At 64.7% G+C, this 12,252-nt stretch carries 14 protein-coding genes; 10 read left to right on the forward strand and 4 right to left on the reverse strand.

Annotated elements, in window-relative coordinates:
• Window positions 1–8 precede the first annotated feature (8 nt).
• The 6 genes from nuoN (at window position 9) to K410_RS0117405 (ending at window position 5,077) form a co-directional block, all read left to right on the forward strand.
• The gene (gene nuoN / locus K410_RS0117380; RefSeq protein ID WP_028136076.1) at window positions 9–1,445 is read left to right on the forward strand and encodes an NADH-quinone oxidoreductase subunit NuoN; all 1,437 of its coding nucleotides are present in this window, start codon (window positions 9–11) and stop codon (window positions 1,443–1,445) included.
• 1 nt (window position 1,446) lies between these two features.
• A complete protein-coding gene (locus K410_RS0117385) occupies window positions 1,447–2,253 on the forward strand; it encodes a biotin--[acetyl-CoA-carboxylase] ligase (RefSeq protein ID WP_028136077.1) in 807 nt (268 codons plus the stop codon).
• Entirely contained in the window at window positions 2,253–3,923 is a 1,671-nt protein-coding gene (locus K410_RS0117390) for a ribonuclease J (protein WP_028136078.1), read from the forward strand. Before K410_RS0117385 ends, K410_RS0117390 begins: the two co-directional genes overlap by 1 nt.
• A gap of 12 nt (window positions 3,924–3,935) precedes the next feature.
• Window positions 3,936–4,340, forward strand: coding sequence for a methylmalonyl-CoA epimerase (mce, locus tag K410_RS0117395; protein WP_028136079.1), 405 nt, complete (start codon window positions 3,936–3,938; stop codon window positions 4,338–4,340).
• 9 nt (window positions 4,341–4,349) lie between these two features.
• Window positions 4,350–4,625 carry a DUF1467 family protein gene (locus K410_RS0117400; protein ID WP_028136080.1) on the forward strand — a complete coding sequence of 92 codons (276 nt, stop codon included), beginning with the start codon at window positions 4,350–4,352 and terminating at the stop codon, window positions 4,623–4,625.
• A gap of 104 nt (window positions 4,626–4,729) precedes the next feature.
• Window positions 4,730–5,077, forward strand: a complete 348-nt coding sequence (locus tag K410_RS0117405) for a hypothetical protein (RefSeq protein ID WP_028136081.1) — start codon at window positions 4,730–4,732, stop codon at window positions 5,075–5,077.
• An 87-nt stretch (window positions 5,078–5,164) separates the two neighbouring features.
• On the opposite strand, the gene K410_RS0117410 is transcribed toward K410_RS0117405, so the two are convergent.
• On the reverse strand, window positions 5,165–5,428 hold the full coding sequence (locus K410_RS0117410; protein ID WP_028136082.1) for a GlsB/YeaQ/YmgE family stress response membrane protein: 264 nt from the start codon (window positions 5,426–5,428) through the stop codon (window positions 5,165–5,167).
• Between the two features lie 30 nt (window positions 5,429–5,458).
• A complete protein-coding gene (locus K410_RS0117415) occupies window positions 5,459–5,926 on the reverse strand; it encodes a YidB family protein (RefSeq protein ID WP_028136083.1) in 468 nt (155 codons plus the stop codon).
• 231 nt (window positions 5,927–6,157) lie between these two features.
• Here K410_RS0117415 and K410_RS0117420 point away from each other — a divergent pair, with 231 nt between their 5' ends.
• Together K410_RS0117420 and mtnK are read left to right on the forward strand one after the other, a co-directional pair.
• Entirely contained in the window at window positions 6,158–6,784 is a 627-nt protein-coding gene (locus K410_RS0117420; protein WP_028136084.1) for a class I SAM-dependent DNA methyltransferase, read from the forward strand.
• 116 nt (window positions 6,785–6,900) lie between these two features.
• The gene (gene mtnK / locus K410_RS0117425; RefSeq protein ID WP_028136085.1) at window positions 6,901–8,196 is read left to right on the forward strand and encodes an S-methyl-5-thioribose kinase; all 1,296 of its coding nucleotides are present in this window, start codon (window positions 6,901–6,903) and stop codon (window positions 8,194–8,196) included.
• A gap of 384 nt (window positions 8,197–8,580) precedes the next feature.
• On the opposite strand, the gene K410_RS0117430 is transcribed toward mtnK, so the two are convergent.
• Window positions 8,581–9,840, reverse strand: coding sequence for a lipoprotein-releasing ABC transporter permease subunit (locus K410_RS0117430; protein WP_028136086.1), 1,260 nt, complete (start codon window positions 9,838–9,840; stop codon window positions 8,581–8,583).
• Window positions 9,841–10,334: 494 nt separating this feature from the next.
• A complete protein-coding gene (locus K410_RS0117435) occupies window positions 10,335–10,958 on the reverse strand; it encodes a LysR family transcriptional regulator (protein ID WP_028136087.1) in 624 nt (207 codons plus the stop codon).
• Between the two features lie 128 nt (window positions 10,959–11,086).
• Here K410_RS0117435 and K410_RS0117440 point away from each other — a divergent pair, with 128 nt between their 5' ends.
• Together K410_RS0117440 and K410_RS0117445 are read left to right on the forward strand one after the other, a co-directional pair.
• Entirely contained in the window at window positions 11,087–11,479 is a 393-nt protein-coding gene (locus K410_RS0117440; protein WP_028136088.1) for a RidA family protein, read from the forward strand.
• Window positions 11,480–11,528: 49 nt separating this feature from the next.
• Window positions 11,529–12,221: an L-2-amino-thiazoline-4-carboxylic acid hydrolase gene (locus K410_RS0117445; RefSeq protein ID WP_028136089.1), complete on the forward strand. Its 693-nt coding sequence runs from the start codon at window positions 11,529–11,531 to the stop codon at window positions 12,219–12,221.
• Window positions 12,222–12,252 lie beyond the last annotated feature (31 nt).

The following is a 12,252-nucleotide window of genomic DNA, read 5'->3' on the forward strand; positions in this document are numbered from 1 at the left end:
ATATCGCCATGAGCTTCGAGACTGCAGGCTATCAACTGGCGCCGGTGCTGCCCGAGATCGTGCTCGCGATCGGCGCCATGGCTCTGCTGATGCTGGGCGCCTATCGCGGGCAGGGGACGACCGGTGCGATCACCTCGCTGGCGGTCGTGCTGCTGGTCGTGGTCGGCGTGCTCGAATACATGCTGCCCGCCGGCAAGCACGTGACCTTCGGCGGCAGTTTCATCGTCGACGATTTCGCCCGCTTCATGAAGATCCTGGCTTTGATCGGCTCGGCGGTGACGCTCGTGTTGTCGACCGAGTTCCTGTCCGACCCCTCGCGCCGCATCTTCGAATATTCGATCCTGGTGCTGCTCTCGACTCTCGGCATGATGGTGCTGATCTCGGCCGGCGACCTGATCTCGCTCTATCTCGGCCTCGAGCTAATGTCGCTGGCGCTCTATGTCGTGGCGGCCTCCAACCGCGACAACGCCAAATCGACCGAAGCCGGCCTGAAGTACTTCGTGCTCGGCGCGCTGTCCTCCGGCATGCTGCTCTACGGCGCCTCGCTGGTCTACGGCTTCACCGGCACGGTCAGCTTCACCGGCATCGCCGCGGCCGCGACGATCTCGAATGTCGGGCTGGTGTTCGGCCTGGTCTTCCTGCTCGTCGGACTCTGCTTCAAGGTTTCGGCGGTGCCGTTCCACATGTGGACGCCGGACGTGTATGAGGGCGCGCCGACCCCGGTCACCGCGTTCTTCGCCTCGGCGCCGAAGGTTGCCGCGCTCGCCGTGTTCACCCGCGTCACGCTCACCGCTTTCCCGGGCATCGTCTCGCAGTGGCAGCAGATCCTGGTGTTCGTCTCGATCGCCTCGATGGCGCTCGGCTCCTTCGCCGCGATCGGCCAGACCAACATCAAGCGCCTGATGGCCTATTCCTCGATCGGCCACATGGGATTTGCCCTGGTCGGCCTTGCCTCCGGCACGGTCGAGGGCGCGCAGGGCGTCCTGATGTACATCGTGATCTATGTCGCGATGACGCTGGGCTCGTTCTCGATCATCCTCGCCATGCGCCGCAACGGCCAGGCCGTCGAGCAGATCAGCGATTTCGCCGGCCTGTCGCGGACCAATCCGCTGCTCGCCTTCATGTTCGCGATGCTGCTGTTCTCGCTCGCCGGCATTCCGCCGCTCGCCGGCTTCTTCGCCAAATGGTACGTCTTCGTCGCCGCCATCAAGGCGAATTTGTTCACGCTCGCCGTCGTCGGCGTGCTGACCAGCGTGGTCGGTGCCTACTATTATCTCGCCATCGTCAAGACGATGTATTTCGACGAGCCGGCCGGACAGGTCGATCCGGTGCGTATCGAGGTGAAGACGGTGCTGGCGGTTGCGGGCCTGTTCAACATCCTGTTCGCGCTGTTTGCAGGCCCCGTGGTGAGCGTCGCCTCCGCCGCGGCAAAGTCGCTGTTTTAGGATGGCTTTCGCGCTCGGTCCTCGCGCCTCATCCGCGGGCTACAAGCTCGCGGCGTTCGAGCGGACCGGCTCGACCAATACCGAGGCGATCGAGCGCGCCAGGGCCGGCGAACGCGGCCCGATGTGGTTCGTCACGTCCGAGCAGACCGCCGGCCGCGGCCGCCGTCAGCGGCCCTGGATCGCGCCGCGCGGCAATCTCGCCGCCAGCGTCCTCGAAGTCCTGGACGTCGCGCCGGCAATTGCCGCCACCATCGGCTTTGCCGCCGGGCTGGCCGAGGAGGCCGCCCTGGAAAAGGTCAGCCTCGAGGCCGCGCTCCGGCTCGGCGAGGGCCGACCCCGCTACGCGCTGAAATGGCCCAATGACGTGCTGGCCAACGGCAAGAAGCTGGTCGGCATCGGTCTGGAGGCCGAGGCCGTCGGCGACCGCCTCGCCATCGTCGTCGGCATCGGCACCAACGTCGTCGCGGCGCCCGAGGGCACACCGACGCCCGCGGTGTCGCTGGCCGCGCTCGGCGTCCAGATCAGCGCCGAGGAGCTGTTCTTGGCCCTGTCTGATGCCTGGGTCGAGTTCCGCGGCATCTGGGACAAGGGAAGCGGCTTTGCCGAGATCCGCAAGCGGTGGCTGGAGCGCGCTGCCGGCCTCGGCGAGAAGGTCTCGATCCACACGGGGACGGTGACGCTGGAAGGCATTTTTGACACCATCGACGACACCGGCTGCCTGATCGTCCGAACCGCGGAGGGCCGCCGCGTGCCGGTGGCGGCAGGCGAGGTGTTCTTCGGTCCGGTCCGCTCGGTGGGAGCTGCATGATGGCGAAGCCCGAGGAACTGGTATTTGCGCCGCTCGGCGGTGTCGGCGAGATCGGCATGAACCTGTCGATCTACGGCCTCGGCAACCGCCAGCAGCGCGCCTGGATGGCGGTCGATCTCGGCGTCTCCTTCGGCGACGAGGAGCATCTGCCGGGCATCGACCTGATCATGCCGGACATCTCCTTCCTGGAGAAGGAACGCAAGAACCTGATGGGCCTCGTGCTGACCCACGCCCATGAGGACCATTTCGGCGCCATCATCGACCTCTGGCCGAAGCTGAAATGCCCGATCTATGCGACGCAGTTCAGCGCCGCGCTGTTCGAGGCCAAATGCGCCGCCGAGCGCAACGCGCCGAAGATCCCGGTGACGGTGGTGCCGTCGGGCGGGCGCATCGACGTCGGCCCTTTCAACGTCGAATTCATTCCCGTCGCCCATTCGATTCCCGAAGCGCACGCGCTGGCGATCCACACCTCGGCGGGCACGGTGCTGCACACCGGCGATTGGAAGATTGATCCGACCCCGACCCTGGGGCGGCCGACCGACGAGAAGCGACTGCGTGAGCTCGGCGAGGAGGGCCTGCTTGCCTTGATCGGCGATTCCACCAACGCGGTGCGCGACGGGCGCTCACCCTCGGAAGCCGAGGTCGCGGCGACCATCATCGATCTCGTGAAGGCTGCCAAGGGCCGCGTCGCCGTGACGACCTTCGCCTCCAACGTCGCGCGCATCAAGGCCGTGGCCGCCGCCGCCAAGGCTGCCGACCGAGAGGTCGTCGTGGTCGGCCGCGCCATGGAGCGCGTGGTGCAGGTGGCGCGCGAGACCGGCTATCTCGACGGCGTGCAGAATTTCCGCTCGCCCGAGGTGTACGGCCATCTGCCGCAGGACAAGGTGCTGGCGCTGTGCACCGGCAGCCAGGGCGAGCCGCGCGCCGCGCTGGCGCGCATCGCCAATGACGACCATCCCGAGATCACGCTCAACCGCGGCGACAGCGTCATCTTCTCCTCGCGCACCATTCCGGGCAACGAGAAGGCCGTCAGCTCGATCGTCAACAATCTGGTGCTGCAGGGCGTCGAGATCATCACCGACCGCGACGCGCTGGTTCACGTCTCCGGCCATCCCCGCCGCGACGAATTGCGCGACCTGATCGCCTGGACCAGGCCGCAGCTCCTGATCCCCGTCCATGGCGAGGCCCTGCATCTGCACGAGCACGCCAAGCTGGCGCGCGCCGCCGGCGTGCCGCGCGTGCTGGTCTGCCGCAACGGCGACCTCGTCAAGCTCGGCCCCGGCGATCCCGGCATCGTCGGCGAGGTGCCGTCGGGGCGCCTCTACAAGGACGGCACGATCTTGGAGGATTCCAAGTCCCGCGCCGTGGTCGAGCGGCGGCGCATGGCCTTCTCCGGTTGCGCCTTCGTCGCCATTGCCATGACCGAGCAGGGCGAGCTCGCCGACGATCCCGAGGTCGACCTGGTCGGAATCCCCGATAAGAACCGGGCGGGCGAGCCGTTCGACGACATCGTGTTCGACGCCGTGATGTCGACGATCGAGGGCCTGCCGAAGGCGCGCCGCCGCGATGCGGATGCGCTGGCCGAGTCGGTGCGACGCGCCGTCCGGGCCGTCATCAACGAACATTGGGGCAAGAAGCCCCCCTGTCTGGTACACGTGCTGACAGTCTAACGGGAGAGAACCATGCTGGGCCGGCTCAACCATGTCGCGATCGCGACCAAGGACGCCGTCAAGGCGGCCAGGATCTACGGTGCCGCGTTCGGCGCCCAGATCTCGGACGCGGTGCCGCTGCCCGAGCACGGCGTCATCACCGTGTTCGCCACGCTGCCCAACACCAAGATCGAGTTCATCGAGCCGCTCGGCGAGGCCTCGCCGATCGCGAAATTCGTCGAGCGCAACCCCGACGGCGGCATCCACCACGTCTGCTACGAGGTGGTCGACATCATCGCCTCGCGCGACACGCTGGTGAAGGAGGGGGCAAGGGTGCTCGGTGACGGCGTGCCGAAGATCGGCGCCCACGGCAAGCCGGTGCTGTTCCTGCATCCGAAGGACTTTTCCGGCGCGCTGGTCGAAATCGAGCAGGCATAAGCCCGTCCCATGGCCATCCAGATATCGACCGCGATCGCGATCTACTTCGTCATCTGGTGGGTGGCGCTGTTCGTGACGCTGCCGTTCGGCGTGCGCAGCCAGCACGAGGACGGCGTCGGCGCGCCCGGCACCGATCCCGGCGCCCCGATCCTGACCCGGATGGGCCGCAAGCTGATCTGGACCACGATCATCTCGGCCATCATCTACGGCCTCGGCATGCTCGCCTATAACGCCGGTTATCTCTCGATCGAGCGCCTGTCGAAGCTGATGGGCATGCCGTTCTAACTTCACCTCTCCCTTCGGGAGATGCGCGGCACCGCCATAGACCTTGTTTCGTCTCACCACTCGCTTAGAGTTTTGCGTGTGTTTGATTGCTTTGGGGGACACAAATGACTTTTCAACGCATCGTCGTCGCGCTGCTGGTGCTGATCGTCGCCGGCCTCGGCGCCATCGGCTATGTCGAGTGGAAGATGGCCGTGCAGGTGCGAACGCTGAAGGCGTTCGTCGAGGGTTACGTCTTCAACGAAGCCGTGATGGCCTGCGAGCAGGCCAAGAGCTCGACACCGTTCAAATGGAACGGCGGCAAGAGCACCTCGGTGATCGGCCTGAACTCGGTCAAGCTCGACAAATACAACGTCAGCGCCAGCTATACGCTGGTCGCCGATCTCGTTTATTGTGATTACGATCCGATCAAGAGAAAGGCCGAGATCGGGTCGAGCTTCCTGGAGCGGGAGTAATTGTTCGGTCTCCCGCGTGAGTGCGGCGCAGAACCGCGCAGCTCCTGAGGCGAGTGCGCAGCCTCGTCGCGCTTTCGCGCAAGACCGTCAAATCGTTCGGCGTTGGCGGCCCGCGATCATGCCGTAGACGAGCAGCACGATGATCGCGCCAACGACCGCGCCGATCAATCCTGCTCCTTCTTCGGGACGATACCAGCCGAGAGCCTGGCCGAGGTAGGTCGCAACGAATGCGCCCACGATGCCGAGGATGGTCGTCAGGATGAAGCCGGACGGCTCGTTGTCCCCGGGCATGATGAATTTGGCTATGACGCCGGCGATGAAGCCGATGATGATCGTCCAGAGAATGCTCATTTCAAACCTCTTCGAGTTAGGCAGCGGCAGTCAAGCCTGCGGCAGGCGCCCATCCGGTGTGTACTTGTCGATCGCCGACGGCAATTCCCGGGACAGCCTTGCGAGGATCTCGTCTTGCGAGAGCCCCGTCTGCTGTTCGAGCTTCTCGAGCACGTCGGCGCCAACGGCGGTTTTCAGCTCAGGCGGCGCAATCTCCTTGTTGGGGCCGGGCTTTACCCAGGAGTCGGCTACCTCGCCCCGGCCATTCTGGTTGAACCTTTCCAGGAGCTCGCCAATTCCTCCATTGAGCAGCCCCCCGATGCCGCCCGCGCCGAGCATGCCGCCCAAATTCCCCAGCATTCCCCCAAGCGGCTCCTGAGCACTCCCGCCGGCGGTCCCTCCGCCCGCAGACCCTGCGCCTGAACCCTTCAGCAGTTCGGCCAGCTTGTCGCGGTTTTGATAGCCAGCTATGGCCAGCATCGCCAGAAGGGCAGTCATGGAAGGCGTTCCGCGCGCCATTGGCGTCTCCTTGAGATCCGGGATCCGAGAAGAGCGAAACTATCTCGACACGCCGGAGTTCCCGAGATCGCACATGATCGCTCGCGGCGAAGCGTCTCGCTGTCGTGAGGGAGAGAAGCAACGACGGGATGGGGCTGGCCGGAGATGGCGGCAGGAGGTAGTAAACCCGATCTCAGCTCGACCCCGGCGGAGCCGGACGATCTCAGGACCAAGCGCCCCGCGAGAACGCATATGCCGTCATCGGAAGCCGCCGACCGGATCATCGATCTCTACCAGCGCCAGGCCTCGGACTGGATCGAGAAGCGCGCCCAGAGCCGCCTGTTCGAGCGAGCCTGGCTCGACCGCTTTCGCGCGCTGCTGCCTCCCGCCGGTCCGGTCCTCGATTTGGGCTGTGGCTCCGCCATGCCGATCGCCGGGTATCTGATCGGTCTTGGTCACCCCGTCGTGGGCGTGGATTCCGCCCCGGCGATGATCGCGGAGTGCCGACGTCGTTTCCCGCAGCAGGAGTGGAGCGTCGGCGACATGCGCCAGCTTGCGTTGGGGCGACGGTTCTGCGGCATCCTGGCCTGGGACAGCTTCTTTCATCTGTCCTGCGAGGACCAGCGCCGCATGTTCCCGATCTTTCGCGAGCATGCCGCGCCGGATGCGGCGCTGATGTTCACGAGCGGTCCCGCGCACGGCGAGGCAATATTCGGCGGCGAGCCGCTGTATCATGCGAGCCTGGATGCCAGCGAATATCGGTCGCTCCTGGGCCGGAACGGCTTCCGCGTCGTGTCGCATGTCGCCGACGATCGCGATTGCGGCGGCCACACGATCTGGCTTGCACAGCGCATCGAGACGCTCGGTTCAGTCGCATGATCGTGGCGATAGGCGCCCGGGCGCTTTGCGGCTATGATGATCCGAAAAGAAAGCCGGCTCAAATCCTGACATGGGAGTGAACAGCTGCTCCCGCCGGCATAGTGGGGGAGACCGGCATGAGTTCAGCGGATCCGCGGCGGCAGGATTATCGAATTCTCCATGAAGCCGATTTGCGGGATTACATTGCGGAAGTTTTCGATGTTGCGGCCCGGCTGGGCGGCGAGCCGGCGTCCTGGACCATCACCGAGGTCGGCGACGGCAACCTCAACCTCGTCTTCATCGTCAAGGGCCCGCGCGGCGGCATCGCCGTCAAGCAGGCGCTGCCCTATGTCCGCCTCGTCGGCGAAAGCTGGCCGTTGCCGCTGTCGCGGGCCCACTACGAATATCTGGCGCTGTCGAAGCAGGCCCAGCTCGCGCCCGGCCTCGTGCCGGCTTTGCTGCATCACAACGAGGATCTGGCGCTGACGGTGATGGAGCTGCTCGAGCCCCATATCATCATGCGCAAGGGGCTGGTTGCCGGCACGCGATATCCCGGCTTTGTCGGCGACATCACCACCTTCATGGCGCGAACGCTGTTCTTCACCTCCGACCTCGCGCTGTCCGCGGCCGAGAAGAAGGAGGGCATCGCAGCTTTCGCCGGCAACCACGCGCTGTGCAAGATCACCGAGGATTTGATCTTCACCGATCCCTACCGCACCGCCGAGCAGAACCGCTGGACCGCGCCGTATCTCGATGGCCTCGCCGCGGAGCTGCGTGATGACATGGAGCTGCACGTCGCCATCTCCCGGCTGAAGCTGAAGTTCATGGCAAGCCCGGAAGCGCTGCTGCACGGCGATCTCCACACCGGATCGATCATGGTCACGGAGAGCGAGATGCGGGTGATCGACCCCGAATTCGCATTCTACGGCCCGATGGGCTTCGACGTCGGCGCCGTGCTCGCCAACCTCCTGATGGCCTATTTTGCCTCCGCCGGCCACGAGCGCGCGGCGGGCGGCCGGGCCGCATTCGAGGCCTGGGTCCTGGAGACGGTCGAGCAGGTCTGGAGCGAGTTCGCCCGCAAATTCCTCGAGCTCTGGCGCGCGGGCGCGGCAGGCGACGCCTATCCGGCCTCGCTCTTCGCCGGAGAGAAGGGCGCCGCGCGCCTGGAGGCCGAGCGGCAGGCTTACATGCAACGCCTGTTCGCCGACACGATCGGCTTCGCCGCCGCAAAGATCATCCGCCGCATCTTCGGTCTCGCCCACAACATCGACTTCGAGCTGATCGAGGATCCGAAGACGCGCGCCATCAGCGAAGCGCGCGCGGTGCGGCTGGCACGCATCATGATGGTGGAGACGCCGACGTTCCGGACGATCGCCGACGTCACGGATGCTGCGCGAAAACTGCGGCACTGGATGCCGGAATTGTCGGGCTGAAGACCCCGCGCAAAGGGAGGGGGGCGGCATCGGTTCAGGCTGCCCGATGACGCACCGCGTCAGCGCGGATTGCATCGCCGCGGCCATGCAACCCGCTCCCCGGGATCTCGGCCCAAGCGCCAGCTCCAGGCTGCCGCCGCGGAAAGACTGGATTGCTTCGCTGCGCTCGCAATGACGGGATCGGCGCGGCGAGCCGTGCGCCATCCCCATCATCCCAAGATGGCCGCTGTTTCGGCGGCCCTCGAAGGGCGACGGCTTGGCTGGCAGTGCGGCCGTGCATTCTTCCAGGCTCTGCATGCGATGCGTTCGCATCGTCTGCCTCGCATCGCAGAATGACGGGACATTGGCTGACTCGGCCGCCTCATGCCGGGATGACTGCCAACGTCACCGCCGCAGCGCTTCGACAGGATCGAGCCTCGCGGCACGCCACGATGGGTAGAGGGTTGCAAGAAGCGACAGGGTGAGCGCCATGATCACGACGCCGCCGGTCTCTACGACATCAATTTCCGCTGGCAGCTTCGACAAAAAATAGAGCTTTCGCGGAAACAAGTCGGTGTTGGTCAGCCAGGACAGAAATTGTCGGATCGCATCGACATTGAGGCTGACGAGGATTCCCAAGATGGATCCGACTAGCGTTCCCATGACGCCGATTGAGGCCCCGGTAATCAGGAATATACGCATGATCGAACCTCGTGAAGCACCCATGGTCCTGAGGATCGCTATGTCGCTACCCTTGTCCTTTACTAGGATGATGAGCCCGGACACGATATTCAACGCAGCCACCAGCACAATCATGATCAAAATGAGGAACATCACATTGCGCTCCACCTGAAGCGCGTTGAAGAAAGTCGAGTTGCGCTGTCGCCAGTCCACCAATAGGACCGGGCGCCCGGCTACCTCCATCACCTCCTTGCGAAACTGGTCGATGCGACCGGGATCGGTTGTGAAGATTTCGATGGCGGTTACGTCCTTATTGCGATTGAAATAGGCTTGGGCCTCCGCAATCGGCATGAAGATCATGCTTGCGTCATATTCGGACATGCCGATCTCGAATATGGCGACGACCTTATACTTCTTGATGCGCGGCATCATGCCCATCGGAGTGACCGCGCCGTGTTGGGCGACGAGCGTGACGGAGTCACCGGCGTGGAGCGAAAGCTGATCGGCGAGCCCTTGACCGATGGCTACTCCCTGGCCCTCGTCGAAACCTTTAATTGACCCATGCTTGATATTACGGGCGATCGCAGTGATCTTGTTGAGATCGTCCGCGCGAATGCCGCGCACCAGAACGCCAGAAGCTCCTGATGAGGATGCCAGCGCTGTGCCGTCAACGACAGGCGCGGCCAAGCGGATATTCGGTGCCCTGTTAAGTCGCCCGACCACATCCTTCCAGTCGGTCAGAGGTGATTCCATCGGCTGGACCAGAATGTGACCGTTGATGCCGAGGATCTTGTCCAGAAGGTCCTTGCGGAAGCCATTCATGACCGCCATCACGACAATCAGCGTGGCAACGCCGAGCATGATGCCGAGAAACGAGAAGCCGGCGATGACGGAGACGAAGCCTTCTTTGCGGCGTGCTCGCAAATAGCGCATTGAGAGCATCCATTCGAAGGGCGCAAAGGGCGCGGTCAGCAATTCTGTCATTGTCTTGCTATGCTCTAACAGCGGTTGCCATTGTGTCCCATTGCGGCCTGCTTGGCTATTCGTATGCAATCCTGCATTGTCGCATTTGAGTCCAGCAGCCTTCGTCGTAACCTTCCCGACCCGCTGGACGGATGCACCCTTCAGCCCGCGCTGTGCTACGCTGGGGGCCATATGTGCCGCGAGCCGAGGCGTCGGAGACGCCGGCGGATGGCACCGTGCGGTGCTGGCGGAGCGAGGAGATTGCGAGGCGGGCGGAGTCCGTCTCAATCTAATGCGGCCTCCTCACGGGAGAGGCAGCGCTTGGGTATCCCTGCTTCCACACCGTCATTGCGAGGAGCCCTCGCGACGAAGCAATCCAGGCTGCCGCTGCGGAAAGACTGGATTGCTTCGCTGCGCTCGCAATGACGGGATCGGCGCGGCGAGCGCGCTTCTATCCTCGTCGCCCTAAAGCATGATGAAGTGAGCTCGCGATTTTCTGCTGCTTCCTCGTCGCCTCAACTTCCGACGCCGCCAACCAGGCGCGGCCGCCGGGCATGCCGCATCTCGGTCGGCAGGGCGCGGAGCCATGCCCGAAAACTCTCGATCTCCGGGCAGTCCGCAGTGCCCTCGGGGGCAATCAGCCAATCGCCGAGGCCTGCGTTCTCGCTAATCCGCTCGCAGCGATAGCCCGGATGGTGGCTCACGCCGCGGGCGATCAAGAGGTCGACCTTGCCCTCGACCAATTCGTGCAGGCCGGCCGGCTGCAGCACCCGCAGGCCGATCTCCTCATGCGTGCCGCGGAACGCCGCCAGGTCGAGGCGGCGCAGGTCGAAGCTACCATGGACTCCCAATTGAAGCTGCACGGCGCCTGCCGGCTTCAATTGCGAGGTCGCCTCCGCAATGTGGCGAAAACCTTCGGAGACGCCTGGCAGGTAGGCCTGACCGGCCGCGGTGAGGATGAGCTGCTTGTGCAGCCGCTCGAACAGCTGCACGCCGAGGCGCGCCTCCAGCGCCTTCACCTGCTGCCCCACGGCAGCAGGCGTCACGTGGAGCTCGTGCGCGGCCAGCTTGAAGCTGAGATGCCGCGCGGCGGCTTCGAAGGCGCGGAGCGCGTTGAGTGGGGGAAGGGCGTAGGTCATCGCGCCGCACTTTGACACCGATGGCGGGCGGCCTTGCAATAGATTTTCTTGCGCTGAACCGCAGGAATGATGCTTTGCGCGGCCGCGAGTCCGGCGGGTAGGGTCGGCCCGCAATCCGGAGAAACGCCATGCCCCCAGCTCACCTCGTCAGCCACAATCCTGCAACGGTCAACGCGCCGCTCGGCGGCTACAGCATGGGACTTGAGCTGAGGCAGCATCGTCGCCTGCTGTTCGTCAGCGGCCAGGTCCCTGAAAGCTCCGACGGCAGCGTGCCGGAGGGTTTCGAGGCGCAATGCGAGCAGGCCTGGCGCAACGTCAAGGAAGTGCTCGCCGCGGCCGGCCTCGGCGTCGAGCATCTGGTCAAGGTCACGACGTTCCTGACCGACCGCAATCAGGTCGTGACCAACCGCATCATTCGGCGCGCGATGCTCGGGGAGCACCAGCCTGCGCTGACGGTCGTGATCGTCGAGACCGTCGACAGCAAATGGCTGCTGGAGATCGAGGCGATCGCCGCGGAATGAGACCGGGCCTTGCCGGCCTCGCAATGAAACCAACCGAAATGGGTGTCCAATGACCGAGATCGTCCGTCCCTTCTACGAGGCGCATCGAAGCGCCATGGAGGCCGCCATGCGCGACCGCATCGACCTTGCCGGAACGATGTTGCGCGAGCGCGGGCACCTGTCCGATACCGACAGGCTCGGCCGGGAGGTGATAGACGAATTCGAGATCGTGCTCACCCAGATGCCCTATGTCGGCGGCGCGACAAGCCGCATGAGCGATTTCTTCATGCGTCTGACGGGCTTCTTGGCCATCAGCCGGGTGCTGCGACGGCACGGCGTGCCGGTGCCCGTGATCGGTGAGATCGAGCGGGACACCTACAAGGCGCAATTGCTCGGGGTGCCCGAAGCCGAGCGCCTCGCCTCGGGCCGCCATTTCATGTCGCCGGAGAACCAGGCGTTGTTGCGCGAGCAGGCGGTGAGAAGCGTCACCGAGAGCCATCAGGAGCAGTTTCCGGAGGACTTCGTCTACGATTTCGTCGAGCCGGGTCCGCAGGACAGGTTCGAATTCGGCATCAACTACAAGGCCTGCGGCTTCTGCAAGCTCGCGGCGCGCCACGGCGACAAGGACATCCTGCCGAACATCTGCGGGCTCGACTTCGACGCCTATGCAACGCGAGGCATCCGCCTCGAACGGACGCAAACATTGGCGGGCGGTGCCAGCCACTGCGATTTCCGCTTCTCGCGATTAGACCGCGCCCGCTGAACCGCGATAGAGCGGAATGGTTTTAGGTCGA

This window comes from Bradyrhizobium sp. 22 (assembly GCF_000482425.1).
Taxonomy (GTDB): domain Bacteria; phylum Pseudomonadota; class Alphaproteobacteria; order Rhizobiales; family Xanthobacteraceae; genus Bradyrhizobium; species Bradyrhizobium japonicum_B.